Source organism: Atlantibacter sp. RC6 (assembly GCF_014193285.1).
In the GTDB taxonomy this organism is placed as follows: Bacteria; Pseudomonadota; Gammaproteobacteria; order Enterobacterales; family Enterobacteriaceae; genus Atlantibacter.
Genome location: NZ_JACHZE010000001.1, coordinates 1,029,910 through 1,049,778 on the forward strand (window position 1 = coordinate 1,029,910; position 19,869 = coordinate 1,049,778).

General features: G+C 57.1%; 20 protein-coding genes. 5 read left to right on the plus strand and 15 right to left on the minus strand.

Annotation, left to right across the window (positions count from 1 at the left end):
* Positions 1 to 102 precede the first annotated feature (102 nt).
* The 3 genes from FHW74_RS04925 to FHW74_RS04935 form a co-directional block, all read right to left on the minus strand.
* Positions 103 to 1,002, minus strand: coding sequence for a Dyp-type peroxidase (locus FHW74_RS04925; RefSeq protein ID WP_183169395.1), 900 nt, complete (start codon positions 1,000 to 1,002; stop codon positions 103 to 105).
* Between the two features lie 100 nt (positions 1,003 to 1,102).
* On the minus strand, positions 1,103 to 1,675 hold the full coding sequence (locus FHW74_RS04930; protein WP_183169396.1) for an RpoE-regulated lipoprotein: 573 nt from the start codon (positions 1,673 to 1,675) through the stop codon (positions 1,103 to 1,105).
* 62 nt (positions 1,676 to 1,737) lie between these two features.
* Entirely contained in the window at positions 1,738 to 2,175 is a 438-nt protein-coding gene (locus FHW74_RS04935) for a DUF2919 domain-containing protein (protein ID WP_183169397.1), read from the minus strand.
* Positions 2,176 to 2,273: 98 nt separating this feature from the next.
* Between FHW74_RS04935 and FHW74_RS04940 the strand changes: the two genes are divergently transcribed.
* On the plus strand, positions 2,274 to 2,693 hold the full coding sequence (locus FHW74_RS04940; RefSeq protein WP_183169398.1) for a YgiW/YdeI family stress tolerance OB fold protein: 420 nt from the start codon (positions 2,274 to 2,276) through the stop codon (positions 2,691 to 2,693).
* Positions 2,694 to 2,720: 27 nt separating this feature from the next.
* Here FHW74_RS04940 and FHW74_RS04945 read toward each other — a convergent pair whose 3' ends face one another.
* On the minus strand, positions 2,721 to 3,146 hold the full coding sequence (locus tag FHW74_RS04945; protein ID WP_125295673.1) for a GNAT family acetyltransferase: 426 nt from the start codon (positions 3,144 to 3,146) through the stop codon (positions 2,721 to 2,723).
* Between the two features lie 216 nt (positions 3,147 to 3,362).
* Here FHW74_RS04945 and amiA point away from each other — a divergent pair, with 216 nt between their 5' ends.
* The gene (gene amiA / locus FHW74_RS04950; protein ID WP_183169399.1) at positions 3,363 to 4,229 is read left to right on the plus strand and encodes an N-acetylmuramoyl-L-alanine amidase AmiA; all 867 of its coding nucleotides are present in this window, start codon (positions 3,363 to 3,365) and stop codon (positions 4,227 to 4,229) included.
* Positions 4,230 to 4,232: 3 nt separating this feature from the next.
* Complete coding sequence (hemF, locus tag FHW74_RS04955) at positions 4,233 to 5,138, plus strand: oxygen-dependent coproporphyrinogen oxidase (RefSeq protein WP_183169400.1); 906 nt, start codon at positions 4,233 to 4,235, stop codon at positions 5,136 to 5,138.
* 44 nt (positions 5,139 to 5,182) lie between these two features.
* Here the strand turns inward: hemF and maeB are convergent, their stop codons facing one another.
* Complete coding sequence (gene maeB, locus FHW74_RS04960; RefSeq protein ID WP_183169401.1) at positions 5,183 to 7,462, minus strand: NADP-dependent oxaloacetate-decarboxylating malate dehydrogenase; 2,280 nt, start codon at positions 7,460 to 7,462, stop codon at positions 5,183 to 5,185.
* 293 nt (positions 7,463 to 7,755) lie between these two features.
* Between maeB and tal the strand changes: the two genes are divergently transcribed.
* Positions 7,756 to 8,706: a transaldolase gene (tal, locus tag FHW74_RS04965; RefSeq protein ID WP_183169402.1), complete on the plus strand. Its 951-nt coding sequence runs from the start codon at positions 7,756 to 7,758 to the stop codon at positions 8,704 to 8,706.
* A gap of 55 nt (positions 8,707 to 8,761) precedes the next feature.
* On the plus strand, positions 8,762 to 10,756 hold the full coding sequence (tkt, locus tag FHW74_RS04970; protein WP_183169403.1) for a transketolase: 1,995 nt from the start codon (positions 8,762 to 8,764) through the stop codon (positions 10,754 to 10,756).
* Between the two features lie 87 nt (positions 10,757 to 10,843).
* Here tkt and FHW74_RS04975 read toward each other — a convergent pair whose 3' ends face one another.
* The 10 genes from FHW74_RS04975 to napF all read right to left on the minus strand — a co-directional run bounded on the left by FHW74_RS04975 (position 10,844) and on the right by napF (position 19,515).
* Positions 10,844 to 11,773 carry a hypothetical protein gene (locus FHW74_RS04975; protein ID WP_183169404.1) on the minus strand — a complete coding sequence of 310 codons (930 nt, stop codon included), beginning with the start codon at positions 11,771 to 11,773 and terminating at the stop codon, positions 10,844 to 10,846.
* A gap of 71 nt (positions 11,774 to 11,844) precedes the next feature.
* The gene (locus FHW74_RS04980; RefSeq protein ID WP_183169405.1) at positions 11,845 to 12,888 is read right to left on the minus strand and encodes a DUF1176 domain-containing protein; all 1,044 of its coding nucleotides are present in this window, start codon (positions 12,886 to 12,888) and stop codon (positions 11,845 to 11,847) included.
* Between the two features lie 134 nt (positions 12,889 to 13,022).
* Complete coding sequence (gene nudK, locus FHW74_RS04985; RefSeq protein WP_183169406.1) at positions 13,023 to 13,598, minus strand: GDP-mannose pyrophosphatase NudK; 576 nt, start codon at positions 13,596 to 13,598, stop codon at positions 13,023 to 13,025.
* Between the two features lie 87 nt (positions 13,599 to 13,685).
* Positions 13,686 to 14,285 (minus strand): cytochrome c-type protein NapC, encoded by a 600-nt coding sequence (napC, locus tag FHW74_RS04990; protein ID WP_183169407.1) that lies wholly within the window; start codon positions 14,283 to 14,285, stop codon positions 13,686 to 13,688.
* 8 nt (positions 14,286 to 14,293) lie between these two features.
* A complete protein-coding gene (gene napB, locus FHW74_RS04995; RefSeq protein ID WP_125295683.1) occupies positions 14,294 to 14,743 on the minus strand; it encodes a nitrate reductase cytochrome c-type subunit in 450 nt (149 codons plus the stop codon).
* Entirely contained in the window at positions 14,740 to 15,603 is an 864-nt protein-coding gene (gene napH / locus FHW74_RS05000; RefSeq protein WP_183169408.1) for a quinol dehydrogenase ferredoxin subunit NapH, read from the minus strand. The genes napB and napH overlap by 4 nt, the downstream gene beginning before the upstream one ends.
* Positions 15,590 to 16,285, minus strand: a complete 696-nt coding sequence (napG, locus tag FHW74_RS05005; RefSeq protein WP_183169409.1) for a ferredoxin-type protein NapG — start codon at positions 16,283 to 16,285, stop codon at positions 15,590 to 15,592. The genes napH and napG overlap by 14 nt, the downstream gene beginning before the upstream one ends.
* Before the next feature lie 5 nt (positions 16,286 to 16,290).
* On the minus strand, positions 16,291 to 18,777 hold the full coding sequence (gene napA, locus FHW74_RS05010) for a nitrate reductase catalytic subunit NapA (protein ID WP_183169410.1): 2,487 nt from the start codon (positions 18,775 to 18,777) through the stop codon (positions 16,291 to 16,293).
* Positions 18,774 to 19,037: a chaperone NapD gene (gene napD / locus FHW74_RS05015; RefSeq protein ID WP_183169411.1), complete on the minus strand. Its 264-nt coding sequence runs from the start codon at positions 19,035 to 19,037 to the stop codon at positions 18,774 to 18,776. The genes napA and napD overlap by 4 nt, the downstream gene beginning before the upstream one ends.
* Positions 19,030 to 19,515 (minus strand): ferredoxin-type protein NapF, encoded by a 486-nt coding sequence (gene napF, locus FHW74_RS05020; protein ID WP_183169412.1) that lies wholly within the window; start codon positions 19,513 to 19,515, stop codon positions 19,030 to 19,032. The genes napD and napF overlap by 8 nt, the downstream gene beginning before the upstream one ends.
* Positions 19,516 to 19,869: the final 354 nt, after the last annotated feature.

Below are 19,869 nucleotides of genomic sequence, written 5' to 3' on the forward strand. Positions count from 1 at the left end.
TATTTATAACGGGTGTTAAAGCAGTAACGCTTTTATATACCGTTTGGTGATTTGGAAGTCGAAAAGAGAATAAGCGCGGCAGAAAACCGCGCTGTGCAGGGATTACAAACTGTTGATGCGTTCCAGCGATGGCGCGAAGTAGTAGCCGCCGGTCACCGGTTTGGTGAAACGCAGCATGGCATCGCGTTTGCCGTCCAGGTCGCCGAACATGCTCCGCAGTTGCTGTTCGATATTATGCAGCGTGGCGCAGTAGGCGCAGAAATAAAGGCCGTGGGTGCCGCTGGCGGTGCCGTAAGGCAGGCTCTGGCGGACAATCTTCAGCCCTTTGCCGTTCTCTTTAAGGTCGACGCGCGTCAGGTGCGAGGTCGCCGGACGTTCGTCGCCGTCGATCTCCTGGTTATCCTGTTTGGTGCGGCCAATCATCATCTCCTGATCCGGTACGCTCATCCGGTTCAGCTGTTTGAGATTGTGCTCCCAGCGCTGTACCAACACATAGCTGCCGCCCGCTTCCACGCCGTCGTTAATCACCGCAACGCTGCGGCGTACCTCATCCCCGGCCGGGTTTTCGGTGCCGTCAACAAAGCCGCTGAGATCGCGGTCTTCTACCCAGCGGAAACCGTGGGTTTCTTCCACGACATTAATCGCGTCGCCAAAGGCGGCAATGGCCGCCTGAGCCACGGAAAAATTCACGTCGTGGCGCAGTGACAGAATATGGATCAGCAGATCGTGCTGAGTGGCGGGGGCGAGGCCTTTGCCCAGCGGCGCGAAGTTTTTCAACTCTTCGCCGCCCACGCCGCCGCTGAGATCGCGCCATACGTCGTGCCCGAAAGCGATCACCGCACCTAAGTGAGCGTCGGGAAACGCGGTTTGTAGCTCAGCGAGTTTACTGGTAAACGCTTTACAGCCTGCGCGCACCGCATCCAGATTTTCGGATACTTTTGCTTCAATCCAAATCGCGGCGCGACAATGTTCGGGCAGAATGCCACTTTGAACCTGAGACATCTCTCCTCCTGAAAACGAGGCCACGGAGCGTGACCAGAGATGCCCGGCATTTTACCTGATTTTTCGCGCCGCGCCTTGCCCGGACGCAAGATCGTCGCGTTTAACGACGCCAGATGATTTTGCTGAGCTTCCAGCTTTTTAACGCGTCATCAGACGGCATCAATCCTTCCGGCCCGCGCCACTCGCCGGTAAAGAGATAGGCGATGTGCTGGCTGTCCGGCGCTTTACACTCAACGGCGCTGGCGTCATCGCCGCTGCCCTTCTGGCACGCGCCGTAGGCTTTGCTGTAGAGAGAGCTGAATTCCGCGCCGATTTTCACCCCGCTGGCGGTTTCCACATCCGGGTCCAGCACCTCAATGCGGCTGACGGTGCCGTTTTCACCGTTGATCACCATCGCCAGCGTGTCGCCTTTCAGCGCTTCGTAATAGCGCACAATATTGCCGTTGGCGGTTTTCATCCCGCTACGTAAGCGGTAATCGCCGTCAAGACCCTCGGCAATGGCTTTCTCGTCCATCGCCGTGCTGGCGGTAATATCACCAACGCCATTTTCAGAGACCTCTACAGAGGAGCTAAACCAGTTAACGGGGTTCATCGCCCCCCAGTTCATACCGGAAAGGGTTGAACACCCGGCAAGTAAGAGCGGTGCCGCACACACCAGCAGACGCAGTTTCATTCGCGATTCCTTTTTTAAAAACGACCCAGCTTGGAGTCCCGCAGGGCCGAAAAGTGCCTGGTTTACTCATCAGAAGGTGAAAAACAGGCCTTTAACCGTGGATTGGTCAGCAGCCAGACCAGCGCCACCACATCAAGCACCATTAGCGCCAGGGTGATGCCGCTGAGCGCCTCTTCGCTCAACGCCAGGGCGATTTGCCATACCAGCAACCCGCACTGCGCGGCGATCAGCACCCAGCGCCACGCCGCCCAGAGCGTCGGCCAGCGCCCTCGTCTGCCGCTCAGCAGAAACGCCAGCACCGCCGGAATGCCCGGTAGCAGCCCCAGCCAGAACATGTCGCTGTCCGGATAAAACAGCCGCAGCAGCGCCTCGCCCTGCTCGCGGGATGCGCCCGCCGCCACAAACAGCACCCAGGTCCTGGCTTGTAACAGTAACACCAGCCAGAAAAAAACCGGCAATTTCAATCGCCCATGGGTGTCATAGTCGTTTGGTAAAAACATGTATAGGTCCTGGACAGATGAGTCATCTGAGCGAGAATTATGTCACTGGCATTGTGTTTAAGACAAAATTCTCTGCCTCATCACAAATGGAGATTGATATGAAAAAAGCATTTGTCGCCGCATCCATCGCGGCAGGTTTGTTGTTCAGCGTTACGGCCTTCGCCCAGCAGGCTGGCGGATTTAGCGGGCCGGACGCCAGCAAAACCCAAAACAGCCAGACCACGCAAAACACCCAGAAAGGCGGTTTCGTCGGCCCGGACGCCGCCACCACCACGGTCGAACAGGCCAAAGGCCTGCGAGATGACGCGTGGGTAGTGCTGGAAGGCAATATTGTTCGTAAGGTTGGTAAAGAGCTGTATGAATTCCGCGATAGTACAGGCACCGTCAATGTCGATATTGACGACAATAACTGGGGCGGCGTCTCCATCACCCCGAACGACAAAGTGCGTCTCGAAGGTGAAGTGGATAAAGACTGGAACTCAGTAGAAATCGACGTTAAGAAAGTGACTAAGGGTTAAACCAACAACCCGCCACCCGGCGGGTTGTTAATACTCTTCGTCCTCGATAAGCCGTTTACCCAGGCTTAATACATCCTGGTGCTCGTAGCCGAGACGTTCATACATGCCGAGCACCACATCATTTTCTTCACGGATGAGCAGTTGAAGCTTCGGGCAACCGCGCGCGATCAGTTTCTTTTCCAGACGGCTGAGCAGCGCATTGGCGATACCGCGCCCGCGGAATTCAGGATGCACGCCGAGATAATACGCGGAGCCGCGATGCCCATCATAACCCCCCATCACCGTACCGACGATCTCCCCGGCCACTTCCGCCACCAGGAACAGCGACACGTCGTGATTGATCTTGCGCTCGATATCCATTTCCGGGTCGTTCCAGGGGCGAAGCAAGTCGCAACGTTCCCACAGGGTGATCACTTCCTCGAAATCGTCCTGGCGAAAAACGCGTATCTCCATGGTATTCCCCATTATTTATGGAATAAAAACCGTGATTATGGCGTTAACGGCGTTAATAGCCAATATCCCGGCCCAAAACTTCACGGTTGATGGCATAATAACGCCCCCGTCGTTGTCTGAAACGAACCGTAAAACTTTTCTTATCATAGAAGGTCGTGCGGACATCCACGGTAAGCTATAACTCTACACTTTTGTTCTAACCGACATTCAGGCCGCATGAGCACGATAAAATTTACCAAACTCACCAGGCGCCAGATGCTGTTGACTGGCCTCGCCGCCCTGACCCTTTCAGGTGTGAACAAAGCCTTTGCCCGGGAAGAGAGCAAAGCGCTGAAAACGTCCAACGGGCATAGCCCGGCGAAGAAAAAATCCGGCGCGCGCCGCGTCGTGGTGCTCGATCCGGGCCATGGCGGTATTGATACCGGCGCGATTGGCGCTAATGGCTCAAAAGAAAAGCACGTGGTGTTGGCGATTGCTAAAAACGTGCGCAACATTCTCAAGAGCAAAGGCATTGACGCCCGGTTGACCCGCAGCGGCGACACCTTTATCCCGCTATACGATCGCGTGGAAATCGCCCATAAACATGGCGCAGACCTGTTTATGTCGATCCACGCCGACGGCTTTACCAACCCGTCCGCGGCAGGTGCGTCGGTGTTTGCCCTGTCGAATCGCGGGGCCAGTAGCGCCATGGCGAAATATCTCTCCGAGCGCGAGAACGCCGCGGATGACGTGGCGGGCAGCAAGGTGAAGCATAAAGACCAGTATCTGCAACAGGTGCTGTTCGACCTGGTGCAAACCGACACCATCAAAAACAGCCTGACGCTGGGATCGCATATTTTGCGCCAGATTAAGCCGGTACATCGTCTGCACAGCCGCTCCACCGAGCAGGCGGCGTTTGTGGTGCTGAAATCCCCGTCGGTGCCGTCAGTGCTGGTGGAAACCTCGTTTATCACCAACCCTGAAGAGGAGCGGTTGCTGGGCACTCAGGCGTTTCGCCAGAAAATCGCCAACGCCATCGCCAGCGGGGTGATCAGCTACTTCAACTGGTTTGATAACCACAAAGCCCACTCCAAACGAGGCTAAGCCATGACGCCGGATATTTCAGCGGTTAAGCAGTTTTTGCTGGGTTTGCAGGACAGGATTTGCCAGCAGCTTAGCGCCATCGACGGCGCAGACTTTATTGAAGATAACTGGCAGCGCGATGCGGGCGGCGGCGGACGCAGCCGGGTATTGCGCGACGGCGGGGTGTTCGAGCAGGCAGGGGTCAACTTTTCCCATGTCTACGGCGATGCCCTGCCCGCTTCCGCCACCGCGCACCGTCCGGAGCTGGCGGGACGCAGCTTCGAGGCCATGGGCGTTTCACTGGTGGTGCATCCGCGCAATCCGTATGTTCCTACCAGCCATGCCAACGTGCGGTTTTTTATCGCCACAAAGCCCAATGCCGAGCCAGTGTGGTGGTTCGGTGGCGGTTTCGATTTAACGCCCTATTACGGTTTTGAAGAGGATGCGGTGCACTGGCACCGTACCGCTCGGGATCTGTGCGCGCCGTTTGGCGAGGACGTTTACCCACGCTACAAGAAGTGGTGCGATGATTACTTCTTCCTGAAACACCGCAACGAGCCGCGCGGCATCGGCGGTCTGTTCTTCGATGACCTCAACACCCCGGATTTTGCGCGTTGCTTCGCCTTTATTCAGGCGGTAGGCCAGGGCTATCTGGATGCGTATCTGCCCATCGTCGAACGCCGTAAAGCACTGGCGTGGGGCGAGCGCGAGCGCGATTTCCAGCTTTATCGCCGGGGCCGCTATGTGGAGTTTAATCTGGTGTGGGATCGCGGCACGCTGTTTGGTCTGCAAACCGGCGGGCGCACCGAGTCGATATTGATGTCGATGCCGCCGCTGGTGCGCTGGGAGTACAATTTCCAGCCCGAAGCAGGCAGCCCCGAAGCGGCGCTCAGCGAGTTCATTCAGGTCAAAGAGTGGCTGAAGCCATAAAAAAATCAGACGCCGCGGCGTCTGATTTTCTTTTCAAGGCAGGATCACAGCGGATTGGTCTGCGCTTCCACCACCGCCAGCGCCACCATATTGACGATACGCCGCACCGACGCGATTTGTGTCAATACGTGTACCGGCTTCGCCACGCCCATCAGCACCGGCCCCACGGTCACGCCTTCTGAACTGGAAACGCGCAGCAGGTTGTAGCTGATACGCGCCGCTTCCACGTTCGGCATCACCAGGATATTGGCAGAGCCTTTCAGCGGGCTGTCCGGCATCCGTTCATTGCGGATGCTTTCAATCAGCGCCGCATCGCCGTGCATTTCGCCGTCGATCATCAGGTCCGGCGCGCGCTCGCGTACCAGCTCCAGAGTTTGACGCATTTTGGTCGCCGCCGGGGAGTTGGAGGAACCAAAATTAGAGTGCGACAGCAGCGCCACTTTCGGCTCAATACCAAAACGACGCACGGTTTCCGCCGCCATAATGGCGATTTCCGCCAGTTGTTCCGGGGTCGGATCGTCGTTGACGTAGGTATCGGTGATAAAGGTGTTGCCGCTCGGCAGCAGCAACGCGTTCATCGCCCCCGCCGCTTTCACGCCATCGCGATAGCCGAAGATCTGCTGCACCACGCTGAAATGCTCATGGTAATCACCGATGGTGCCGCAAATCATCGCATCCGCTTCACCGCGGTGCACCATGATGGCGCCGATCACGGTGGTATTGCCGATCACCGCTTTCTGCGCCTGCTCCTGGGTTATGCCGCGGCGCTTCATGATGTTGTAGTACTCGTTCCAGTACTCTTTAAAGCGCGGATCGGATTCGTTATTCACGATCTCGAAATCAACGCCCGCTTTGATCTGCAAACCGAGTTTCTGGATACGCATCTCGATGACGCTCGGGCGGCCTACCAGGATCGGCTTCGCCAGGCCGAGGGTAATCAGCTCCTGGGTCGCGTGCAGGACGCGATTATCTTCCCCTTCGGTCAGTACCACGCGTTTCGGATCTTTACGCGCCTGGGAGAAGATCGGCTTCATAAACAGGTTGGTTTTGTAGACAAACTCGGTGAGCTTATCGATATAGGCATCAAAATCCTGAATAGGACGAGTCGCCACGCCGGACTCCATCGCCGCTTTCGCCACCGCCGGCGCGATCTTGACGATCAAGCGCGGGTCGAACGGTTTCGGGATGATGTATTCCGGGCCAAAGCTCAGGTCCTGATCGCCATACGCCGAGGCCACCACTTCGCTCTGCTCCGCATGGGCCAGCTCGGCAATGGCGTGGACCGCCGCCAGTTTCATCTCTTCGTTGATAGCGGTTGCGCCCACGTCCAGCGCGCCACGGAAGATGAACGGGAAGCACAACACGTTGTTTACCTGGTTAGGATAGTCGGAGCGACCGGTACAGATAATCGCGTCCGGACGCACTTCTTTCGCCAGCGGCGGCAGAATTTCCGGTTCCGGGTTAGCCAGCGCCAGGATCAGCGGCGCGCGGGCCATTTTTTTGACCATCTCTGGCGTCAGCACTTTCGGGCCAGAACAACCGAGGAAGATATCCGCGCCGTCGACCACATCATCGAGGGTACGTTTGCCGTCATCTTCTACCGCGTAAGCCGCTTTGGTTTCCGCCATGTTCGGCTCGCGATCTTTATAGATGACGCCTTTAGAGTCGCACACCACGATATTGTGCTTCTGCATTCCCAACGCCACCAGCAGGTTCATACAGGCAATCGCCGCCGCCCCTGCCCCCGACACCACCATGCGCACGTCAGAGAGATTTTTTTCCACTACGCGCAGGCCGTTAAGAATCGCGGCGGTACTGATGATCGCCGTGCCATGCTGATCGTCATGGAACACCGGAATATTCATGCGCTCACGCAGCTGCTGCTCGATATAGAAACATTCCGGCGCTTTGATATCTTCAAGGTTGATGCCGCCGAACGTCGGCTCCAGCGCGGCAACGACGTTAATAAATTTATCCGGGTCCAGTTCATCCACTTCGATATCAAAGACGTCGATACCGGCAAATTTTTTGAACAGGACGCCCTTGCCTTCCATTACCGGTTTACCGGCCAGCGCGCCAATGTTGCCAAGGCCCAGCACTGCGGTGCCGTTGGAGATAACCGCCACCAGGTTGCCGCGCGCCGTGTATTTAAAGGCCGCCAGCGGATCTTTTTCGATCTCCAGACAGGGTGCGGCGACGCCTGGCGAATAGGCCAGCGCCAGGTCGCGCTGGGTGGCGAGCGGTTTGGTTGGAGAAACCTGAATTTTCCCTGGTACCGGAAACTCGTGGAAATCGAGGGCACTTTGTTTCAACTGTTCATCCATTTTTCTGGTCCTTTACCTTACGTTCTGGGAAGTGACTGGAGGGCAATGCGTACCGCGCCCTTTTTTAAGTGGGCCATAGTATGGCCCTTCGACGGCTTACAAACTTTGAACGTTGCCAAAGTATCATCAATGTATGGCAAAGATTGTTAGCAATTTATAGAGACTATGTTACCTGCTGCGCCAGGCAATGCCATGCCTGTCTGCTATGCTTTTTTGTTATGCACTTGGTTTCTTGTTTAAGGGAGCGCCGGGAAGCTCTCTGATAAGCATTTGTATACAAAGGAGTAAATTTCATGAACCAACTAGAAGGTATCAAACAGTTCACCACCATCGTGGCCGATAGCGGCGATATTGAGTCGATTCGTCATTATCAACCGGAAGACGCCACCACCAACCCCTCGCTGTTATTGAAAGCCGCCGCCCTTGAGGCCTATAAGCCGCTGGTTGAAGACGCCTTACGCTACGGCAAATCCCGTGGCGATACCCAGGAACAGCAAATTGCCGAAGCCTGCGACAAACTGGCCGTCAACATTGGCGCAGAAATTCTGAAAAGTGTTCCTGGGCGCGTGTCAACCGAAGTGGATGCGCGGCTCTCATTTGATAAGCAAAAAAGCATTGAAAAAGCCCGCCGTCTGGTGGCGCTGTACGCCGAACAGGGCGTGGATAAATCACGGATCCTGATCAAACTCGCGTCCACCTGGGAAGGTATCCGCGCCGCAGAAGAGCTGGAAAAAGAAGGCATTCACTGCAACCTGACGCTGCTGTTTTCCTTTGCCCAGGCGCGCGCCTGCGCCGAAGCGGGCGTTTACCTGGTGTCGCCGTTTGTCGGGCGCATTTACGACTGGTATCAGGCCCGTAAGCCGATGGACCCCTACGTGGTTGAGGAAGATCCGGGCGTGAAATCGGTGCGCAATATCTATGACTATTACAAACAGCATCGCTACGAGACCATCGTGATGGGGGCGAGCTTTCGCCGCACCGAGCAGATCCTGGCGCTGGCAGGCTGCGACCGGCTGACCATCTCGCCTGATTTGTTAAAACAGCTTCAGGCCAGCGAAGAAACCGTACAGCGCAAACTGATCCCCACAGCGCAAACCTTTAAACGCCCGGCTCCGATGACTGAAGCGGAATTCCGCTGGGAGCATAACCAGGACGCAATGGCGGTAGAAAAATTAGCGGAAGGCATCCGGTCGTTTGCCGTTGACCAGCGCAAACTCGAGGATCTGCTCGCCGCAAAATCGTAATGCTTTTACATTGAAAAATAACGGGTTAACCCCTTTATCAGCCATGGAGAACTCTATGTCTCGACAAGCGCTCGCTAACGCTATCCGCGCACTCAGTATGGACGCCGTACAAAAGGCCAATTCGGGGCATCCCGGTGCCCCGATGGGGATGGCGGATATCGCGGAAGTGTTGTGGAACGATTTCCTGAAGCACAACCCCAGCAACCCGGCCTGGTACGATCGCGACCGGTTTATTTTGTCCAACGGTCACGCGTCCATGCTGCTGTACAGCCTGCTGCACCTCTCCGGCTACGACCTGCCGATTGAGGAGTTGAAAAACTTCCGCCAGTTGCACTCCAAAACCCCGGGCCACCCGGAAATTGGCTATACCCCGGGCGTTGAAACCACCACCGGGCCGCTCGGCCAGGGGCTGGCGAATGCGGTAGGTCTGGCGATTGCCGAGCGCACGCTGGCGGCGCAGTTTAACCAGCCGGATCACGAGATTGTCGACCACTACACCTGGGTATTTATGGGCGATGGCTGCCTGATGGAAGGCATCTCCCATGAAGTGTGTTCGCTGGCGGGCACGCTGGGGCTGGGCAAGCTGATTGGCTTTTATGACCATAACGGCATCTCAATTGACGGCGAAACCGAAGGCTGGTTTACCGACGACACCGCGAAGCGCTTCGAGGCTTATCACTGGCATGTGATCCCGGATATCGACGGTCATAACCCGGATGCCGTGAAAAAGGCCATCGAGGAAGCCAAAGCGGTAACTGATAAACCGTCGCTGATTATGTGCCGCACCATTATCGGTTTCGGTTCGCCGAACAAAGCCGGTAAGGAAGAGTCCCACGGCGCGGCGCTGGGTGAACAGGAAGTGGCGCTGGCCCGTAAACAGCTGGGCTGGGACCATCCGGCGTTTGAGATCCCCAAAGAGATCTATCAACAATGGGATGCCCGTGAAGCCGGGGGTAAAGCCGAGCAGGCCTGGAATGAGAAGTTCGCCGCCTATAAACAAGCCCACCCGGAACTGGCTGCGGAATTTGAGCGCCGGATGAGCGGCGGGATGCCGGAGAACTGGCAGGAAACCACCGCAGCGTACATTAAAAAACTTCAGGCGGAACCGGCGAAAATCGCCACCCGTAAGGCCTCGCAAAACGCGCTGAACACTTACGGCCCGATCCTGCCGGAACTGCTGGGCGGCTCCGCTGACCTGGCGCCGAGCAACCTTACCATCTGGTCCGGCTCCCGATCGCTGAAAGAAGATGAAGCGGGCAACTATATCCATTACGGCGTGCGCGAATTCGGCATGACCGCCATCGCCAACGGTATCGCCCATCACGGCGGATTTGTGCCGTACACCGCCACTTTCCTGATGTTTGTCGAGTACGCCCGTAACGCGGCGCGTATGGCGGCGCTGATGAAAGCGCGGCAAATCATGGTCTATACCCATGATTCCATCGGTCTTGGCGAAGATGGCCCGACGCACCAGGCCGTGGAACAACTGGCCAGCCTGCGTTTAACCCCGAACTTCAGCACCTGGCGTCCCTGCGACCAGGTAGAAGCCGCCGTGGCGTGGAAAGCGGCGATTGAGCGCCACAACGGGCCGACGGCGCTGATCCTGTCGCGCCAGAACCTCGCCCAGATGGATCGCTCTGCGGAGCAGATCGACGCCATCGCCAAAGGCGGTTATGTGCTGCAAGACTGCGACGGCCAGCCGGACTTGATCCTGATCGCCACCGGTTCAGAAATGGAAATCACCGTGCAGGCGGCGAAAACGCTCACTGATGAAGGGCACAAAGTACGCGTGGTGTCGCTGCCGTCAACCGATGTGTTTGAAGCCCAGGATGAAGGCTATAAAGAATCGGTATTGCCGCGCGAGGTGCGCGCCCGCGTAGCGGTGGAAGCCGGGATTGCCGACTACTGGTATAAGTACGTGGGTATTGATGGCGCGATTGTCGGGATGACCAGCTACGGCGAATCGGCCCCTGCCGAGAAGCTGTTCCCGTTCTTCGGCTTTACGGCGGAGAATGTGGTTAAGAAAGCGAAAAGCGTCATCAGGAAGTAACGACCAGACAGCGCTGTACAGGGCGTTACGGTAAACAAGGGCCAGTTACTTTGGCCCTTGTTGTTTACGCTCAAGGGCGGGATTGTATTATTCCAGCTTACGCAGAGGAACAATCAGCTCTTTTGCCTTCCCTCCGCCTTCCTCTTCATTAAACTCTGCGCTGATGACCCTTACAAAGCCCGGTTTTTGCGGAACTGGCGAGATTAAAGGCTGGTCACCCAGAGATTCAAGGACATCGACCTGGGTCTGAAAAGAAGGGATAGCCATTATCCATAGTCCCTGCTGAATATCATACAGGTAGGAAACCCGCCAGCCGCTGGTCCACCAGTCAGGATAAAGCAATACGCGGTCACGTTGCGAACCATCCAGCCCGGAGAGCGTCCCAACGCCAGCGCCGATACACTGGGGAATATTGACTGGTTGAATATCCGGGTCGCTATGCCAGAGCTGGCACTGACACATCACATCCGCCTCTTCGTGACAGGTTCCGCCGGTTCTTGGATCCTGCGCAGTAACCCACGCATAGCCTTTATGTGCGCCGTCGAATTTCCCCTGAGCCACTAACCCGTCGCCCTTTCCCTGGTTCTTTAGCGTGATCCAGTCGGTTTCAGCCGCAATCCGCCAGCCGTTTTTTACGGGGATCACTTTTAATTCGGCGGGATAATTGCGATCTTCCCCGCCGCTCAGCCCCGCCTGTTTAACAAAGGTGACTTTTAACCCGGGTTGATCATCGTCAGGCTCTTCAAGCGTAACGCCGCTGACGATGGTTTGCCTGAAACCGTCATTTTTTTTGGCAAATTCCGCATTTTGTTTGGCCACGTCGGATAACGTCAGGGTGGTACCATAAAAGTCGACACTATCGGCATAGAGGGATTCGGGCGCGATTTGCTCTCGGTTGATTTTATAGTCGTTCCAGCGGTCGACCAGAGCGTTGATTTGTTGCTCGATTTGCGGGGTGATAGCGGCGTTTGCCGACGCGGTGGTTAACAGCACAAGCGCTGCCAGAATCCTTTTCATTTTGCTTTTATCCTTACGCGCTCAATTGCGCAGCAAGAATATAGCGCTCCGGTTATGGCAGGTAAAGCCGGTTACTTTGTGACCCATAGCGTCGGCCACGCATCCGGCGTGTTCCAGTCGTCACAGCTCGGCTCTTCAGCGTATTTCACCAGCCGGAAACGCTGGCCGTCGTAGCGCCAGCGCGTGGATACGCCGCAGTCGCCTTTGCCACGCCCTTTCGCCAGCGTCACCAGTTCACGGGTGCGCTCGTCAAAACTGGCGTTCATCAGTTCGACATCCGTAGTTTGACTGGCGGGCGAAAACGGCAGGCGCAGGCGAATCGCCCGGGCACTCAGCGGTTTCTTACGATCCACCAGCCAGGCTAAATCCACCATGTTATAGGCACCCATCTCGCAGTTGATGATCATCAGCGCCTTATCGTCGGTCAGCGCGTAAACCCGCACTTCGCGGCGCATCGGATCCAGGGAACATTGGGTGTTATTCATCTGCCAGCCGCCGTAGTCGAGCAGTTCGTTAAGCTCTTCTTTACCCAGCGGGGTGGGCGTGGGGTTCTTCACCGCCACGGCTTTCAGGGCAGGCGCTGGCGGCACGTTGAGCGGCGGCTCATCCCCTTTAGCGACCCACGCGGTTTCGTTGCCCACGCGCTTTTGCTGGGTATCGATAAAAGTGACCGCCTCTTTCAGTCCTGCCAGGGAAATTTTCCCGGCATCGCCTGCGAGCGTGATCTGCCTGGCGTTTTGGATTTGCGCCAGGAAAGCGGTGATGGTGAGCTGTTCATTATTGATTAACCGGCGGGGCGTAATTTGCCATTTCGCGCCGGTAGGGAAAAACGGTTTATCGTCGAGCAGCAGGCGCGGGGCGATGGGCTGCGCATCGCTGGCGGGCTTTGAAAAACTGCCCTTCTCGATACGCATTTCCACATCGGTGTGCGCGCCCGCGCTACGGCTCAGGGTCATCACCAGTCCATCGTGATTGCCGGTATTGCGGGCTTTGCAGAAATTTTGATTGTTGCAGGTGACCTGCCAGTCATCGAATTGCTTTTGCACCGGAGCGGCAAAAGCGTGCGCAGCCCAAAACAGGCTCGTTATGACCAGCAGTAAGACGCGTAGCAACATGAGGACCGGTACCCTGACGAAAAAGGAAAACAGAGAATACTCTCCGCGCCTATCTTCGTTCCCCACGAGCCATCACTCAATCAGATTTTTCGGATAGCTTTATTCTAATTTTGTGCAACATAACCGCCTGTATATCAAGACATAATGTTACGCATCGCCAGAAGCTGTAACAAAATCACCGTTTTTCCATCGCGTATTTCACCGGTTTTCATCATTTCCATTGCACGACTGAACGGAATTTCCAGCACCTCGATATCTTCATCATCGATGCCGCCGCCCGCGTTGGCGCGCTGGGAATCATCATATTCGGCAAAGTAAAACGAAATCAGCTCCGTGACACCGCCCGGCGACATATACAGCTCAAACACTTTCTCCACCTCGCCCACCTCAAAGCCGGTCTCTTCGATGGCTTCTTTACGGGCGCACACTTCCGGCTCATCGTCATCCAGCAGGCCGGCGCAGGCCTCGATCAGCAATCCGTCCTGATTGCCGTTGACGTAAGTGGCGATACGAAACTGGCGGGTGAGCACCACGGTTTTTTTATCACGGTTATACAGCAGGATCGTTGCGCCATTGCCCCGGTCATAGACTTCGCGTTTATGACGCACTGGCGGTTTATCGCCGTGAGCAATTTCATAGGTGACATTGCGCAGAATGAAGTAATTATCGGAAAGGACTTTATCTTTAATAACGTTGATTTTTAGCGACACATTTATCACCAGCTCGGAAAGACAGGCGTCTAGTGTACGTCGAAAAGCGCAGAAAAAAAGCCGCCCGTTGCGGGCGGCTCAGTAGCATCAGAAGCCGTGCTTCACTTCGCTCATATCCGGGAGTTTATGGGCGATGCCTTTATGACAGTCGATACAGGTTTTCCCTTCCTTGATGGCCTGGTCGTGCATTTTAGCGGCCACCGTTTTCTGGGCGGTGAAATCCATATAATCGAAGTTATGGCAGTTGCGGCACTCTTGCGAGTTGTTCCCCTGCATTCGCCGCCACTCGTTTTGCGCCATCTCTAAACGGTGATCTTCAAACTTGGCGGGGGTATCGATCACGCCGAAAATCTTGCCGTACAGCTCTTTACTGGCCTTGATTTTACGGATCATTTTCGGGCCCCACTCGTGCGGCACGTGGCAATCCGGGCAGGTGGCGCGCACGCCGCTGCGGTTGTTGTAGTGCACCGTCTCCATATACTCCTGATAGACGTTATTGCGCATTTCATGGCAGCTAATGCAGAACTCTTCGGTGTTGGCTTTTTCCATACCGGTATTGAAGCCGCCCCAGAAGATAATCCCCGCCGCGAAGCCGATAAGCAGCAGCGTACCGAGCGCCAGACGGCTCGGACGTCGCCACCACTGCCAGATCCGGCGGATCAGGCCAGGTTTACGTTGTTTTTCCATATCATCCCTCACTGACCAAAGCCTTTCGAAGGCGTGAAGGTGTTTTCAATGATGGCCGGCGCGTCGGTTTGCGGCACATGGCATTGCAGGCAGAAATAACGACGCGGCGCTACACCAGAAAGCACTTTGCCGTCGCTGTCCATAAAGTGGGTCGGGCTGATACGCGGCGCGCCGGTGGTCCGGTAGTGCTCGACACCGTGACATTGCAGGCAGCGGTTGGTATTGGTGGTGATCTGATACCCGTCCACGCTATGGGGGATCATCGGCGGTTGGTTTACGTAATTCAGCGCCATTTTCTCTTGCTGTTTAGGCATACGTATGGAGCCCTCCTGCGTGCCCGACACTTCCGGCGACTGTGTAAAGTCCACCGAATCCGCCGCCCACGCCGCACCGCTTATTAACAGCATCAATGCGGTCATCCAGGGAAAGAATCCATTTTTCAGGACTTGGCTTTTCATGATTTTGCTCCCGAACTCCATCTTGTTGTCATTTTTAAAACCTTTTCAGCACAGACATCGACGCAGCGACCGCAGGTCATGCAATCGCGATCCGAAATCTCTACCGGGCTTTCCTTATTCAGCACCGGCGACCGTAAAACCTGCGGCTCCGGGCAAACGTGAAAACAATCCATACAACGCGTACAACGTTCACGACCCGCCGCACTCACTGTAAACACACCTTTTTGCCCCGCCAGCGCGTACATCGCGCCGACCGGGCACACGTGGCCGCACCAGCCGTGCTCCACCACCAGCAGATCGAACAGAAACAGCGCCAGCAGCAGCCAGATCCCCGCGCCGAAGCCGAAGATCACTCCGCGCCCCATCAGCGACACCGGATTCACCCACTCCCACAGCAGCGAACCGGTGAGCGCGCTGGCGAACAGCACCATCGCCAGCACCAGATAACGCAGCCAGCGCGGCAGCGTGGCGGACGGGGTGATGTCGAAGCGGCGGCGCAGCCAGGCGGCCAGATCGGTTAACGGATTCACCGGGCAGATCCAGCTGCAAAACAGCCGTTTTCCCGCCAGGCTGTACAGCGCCAGAATCAGCACGCCGCCGAGTAATGCCAGCACGCCGGGCAGATGACCGCTCAACAGGCTTTGGGCAATCATTAGCGGATCGCTTAACGGCACTGTATCCAGCAGCAGGCTGCTGCTGTAGTTGCCGCGTAAGATCCACACCCCGAACCACGGACCGCTCAGGAACAGCGCCAGCACCAGCAGTTGCGTCACGCGACGCGCCATCAGCCAGCCGTAAGCGCCAAACACCCCTTTTACCGCCAGCGCATCGCGCCCGGCGTCCTGTTTACGATTTGCCATGGTTTCCCTCCAGCCAACCGAAACGGTAGTGATGCCCCAGCTCGCCGCGCGCCAGATCCAGCGGCAGCACTTTGATGGCGGCCTGTTCCAGCACGCAGGCTTTCTCGCATTTCCCGCAGCCGGTGCAGGCATCGCTGTGCACCGTCGGCAGGAAACGCGCGTGTTTGCCGGTACGGGCATTGCGCTCCAGTTCCAGGGTGATGGCGGTGTCAATCGACGGGCAAACCCGGTAACAGACATCACAACGCAGGCCCTGGAAGTTAAGGCAGTTTTCCTGATCGAGCAGAACGGCGATCCCCATGCGCGCATCGTCAATCGAGGCGATCTCTTTATCTAACGCGCCGCTGGGGCAAGCTTTGGCGCACGGAATGTCTTCACACATTTCGCACGGAATATCCCGCGCCACGAAATAGGGCGTACCCGCCTCAGGGCCGGACGCCAGCGTCGCCAGCTTGAGCGTGTCGTAAGGGCAGGCCTGAACGCATTGCCCGCAGCGCACGCAAGCGCGGGAGAACCCCGGCTCGCCCAGCGCGCCGGGCGGGCGTAACCGCACCCCCGTGGCGTGGCTACGCTGCTGTCCAAGCCCCAGCACCACGGCGACGGCGGTTAATCCGCCCGCCGCCCGCGCCATATCGCGCAGGAAGCGGCGGCGAGCCGGTCGTGGTGCGTTTTCCCTGGCCACGGTGGTTACACCTTCTCAACCTTCACGGCGCACTTCTTGAAGTCCGTCTCTTTAGAGAGCGGGTCAGTGGCGTCGAGGGTCAGTACGTTAACCAGCTGCGCGGCGTCGAAGAACGGCATGTACACCAGCCCCTGCGGCGGACGGTTACGTCCACGGGTTTCCACAATGGAAACCAGCTCGCCGCGACGGGAAACGACTTTCACTTTGTCGCCGCGACGCAGGCCGCGAGACTGCGCGTCCAGCGGATGGATAAACAGCACGGCTTCCGGGAACGCGCGGTGCAGTTCCGGCACGCGGCGGGTCATACTGCCGGTGTGCCAGTGCTCCAGTACGCGGCCGGTAGACAGCCACAGATCGTATTCTTTATCCGGCGCTTCCGCCGCCGGCTCGAACGGCAGCGCGAAAATCACCGCTTTGCCATCCGGCTTGCCGTAGAATTTGTAGCCCTCGCCCGCTTTCACATACGGGTCGTGGCCTTCGCTGTAGCGCCACTGGGTTTCTTTACCGTCGACCACCGGCCAGCGCAGACCGCGCGCTTTGTGGTAATCGTCGAACGGCGCCAGGTCGTGGCCGTGGCCGCGCCCGAAAGCGGCGTACTCTTCGAACAGACCTTTTTGCAGATAGAAGCCCAGCTCGCGGGATTCATCGTTCAACTGGTCTTCCGCCAGTTCGCTTACCGGGAATTTCTTGACGTTGTCGTTAGCAAACAGCACGTCGAACAAAGTTTTGCCACGGTATTCCGGCTTCTGGGACAGCAATTCTTCCGGCCACACCTCTTCCACTTTGAAGCGTTTTGCGAAGGTCACTAACTGCCACAGGTCGGATTTGGCTTCGCCCGGTGCCTGTACCTGCTGACGCCAGAACTGAGTGCGGCGCTCGGCGTTGCCGAAGGCGCCCTCTTTTTCGACCCACATGGCGGTCGGCAGGATCAGATCCGCTGCCAGGGCGCTTACGGTCGGGTACGGATCGGAGACGATCACGAAGTTGCGCGGATCCCGCCAACCCGGCATACGCTCCTGGTTAATGTTCGGCCCGGCCTGCATGTTGTTGTTGCACATAACCCAATAAACGTTCAGCTTGCCGTCTTTCAGGGCGCGGTCCTGCGCGACCGCGTGGAGACCAATTTTCGCCGGAATGGTGCCGGCAGGGAGCTGCCACATTTTTTCAGTGATATCGCGGTGTTTCTCGTTGGTCACCACCATGTCAGCCGGCAGACGGTGAGCAAAGGTACCCACTTCGCGCGCGGTGCCACAGGCGGACGGCTGGCCGGTCAAAGAGAATGGCCCACAGCCCGGCTGAGAGATTTTCCCGGTCAGCAGGTGGATGTTGTACACCAGGTTGTTGGCCCACACGCCGCGGGTGTGCTGGTTGAAGCCCATGGTCCAGTAAGAAATCACTTTCTTCTTCGGATCGGCATACAGCTGCGCCAGCGCTTCCAGCTGATCTTTCGGCACGCTGGTCATTTCGGCGGTTTTTTCCAGGGTGTATTCCGCGACGAATGCTTTGTACTCGTCAAAGGTCATCGGCTCAGAGGCATCGGAACCCGGATTTTTAGCGGCTTTTTCCAGCGGGTGGTTCGGGCGCAGGCCGTAGCCGATGTCCGTTGCGCCGCGACGCAGATTGACGTGCTGTTTAAAGAACGACTCGTTAACCGCGTTGTTTTGAATAATGTAGTTGGCGATGTAGTTAAGGATCGCCAGGTCGCTCTGCGGGGTAAAGACCATGCCGTTATCCGCCAGCTCAAAGCTGCGGTGCTGGAAGGTCGACAGGACCGCCACGGTCACGTTCGGATCGGACAGGCGACGGTTGGTGATGCGCGACCACAGGATCGGGTGCATCTCCGCCATATTAGAGCCCCACAGCACGAACGCATCGGTTTGCTCGATATCGTCATAGCAGCCCATCGGCTCATCCATACCGAAGGTACGCATAAAGCCGACCACCGCCGACGCCATGCAGTGACGCGCGTTCGGGTCGATGTTGTTGGAGCGCAGACCGGCTTTGAACAGCTTCGCGGCCGCGTAGCCTTCCCACACGGTCCACTGGCCGGAGCCAAACATCCCCACCGACTCAGGCCCTTTCTCCTTGAGCGCGGTTTTGAATTTTTGCTCCATCACATCAAAGGCCTGTTCCCAGCTAACCGGGGTGAACTCGCCCTCTTTGCTGTACTGGCCGTCTTTCATGCGCAGTAGCGGCTGGGTCAGACGGTCTTTGCCGTACATGATTTTCGGCAGAAAATAGCCTTTAATACAGTTCAGCCCACGGTTGACCGGCGCATCCGGGTCGCCCTGGCAGGCCACCATCTTGCCGTTCTGGGTGCCGACTAATACGCCGCAACCGGTACCGCAAAAACGGCACGGGGCTTTGTCCCACTTAATGGCATCCTGTTGTCCGACGACCGCCCGGGCCACGGACGGTACACTGATGCCCGCTGCCGCAGCGGCCGCGGCGACGGCGTTAGCTTTCATAAAGCTACGACGACTGAGTTTCATGGTGTTTCCTCACCTTGCTCATCCTGCTGGTGGTAAACCAGCGACACCGCCAGCACGCCTGCGAGATTACGTGCCGACTCAATTCTTTCGATCAATGCCGCGCTGCTGGCGGCTTCCATCACGACCACCAGTTTCCCGGTGGTTTCTTCACTGGCTGCGACCTCGGTATTCGCCATGGCGTTGAGCAACTGCGTCACGCTTTCGGTGGCGTCAGGGCGCGTCTGGACGAATAAACTGGATACGTGCCATTCACTACTCATGACGACTCCTTAGGGTGATAGCTGAAACCGGACAGGCCGGAATACACGCCCCGCAAGTGGTACACGAAGACACATCAGGTTCAGGACGGGCGATGCCGTTCAGCGTGGGGCGAAAACGTATCGCCTGCATTTCACAGGCGTCCTGACAACAGCGGCACTCCACCTGGCGGTGCGCCAGGCAGTGTTCGCTAATGGATAACTGGACATCCCAGGGCGTGGCGCTTTGCGGTAAAAACAGCTTCTCCGGACAATGGGCGGCGCAGGCGTAACAAAACGTGCATTCCGCCTGGTCGAAATCCATTTTCGGGAAGCCGCCTGCGCCGATTGTCAGCACACGGGTCTGACAGGCGGTCACGCATTGCTGGCAGCGGGTGCAGTGCTCGACGAAATGATCCTCGCCGCCGCTCCAGGGTGGACGAAATTCGGGCGCGCTGTTGCGCCAGCCCGTTAATAAACTTCGTCTCGACACGTCTGCCATCGGCAATCCTTGCAATCCAGTCGTACTAATAAAGAGGGAGTCCGCATTAACGATGCGGTTATTGGAGTGTGGTAACAATATGTGACAAGGGGTAGATGGGGCATCACCCTAAGGGGGTAAATCCTGTTGTTGGATCAATGATGAAGGGGATTGTTTTGTTTGGGGGTAGGGGTTTTGTTTGGTGGAAGGGTTCCGTTCGCTCAGACTACGTTCATCAATGCGGCTTCAGTGACGGCGAACGTGTCAGGGGCGCTCGCCGTGTATGAACCGGTCACATGGGTAACACTTTAAACCGGGCACATGGGTAACAGGTTATAACAGTACGGTAAACAGCTGACGGAGGTTTATCGTGCC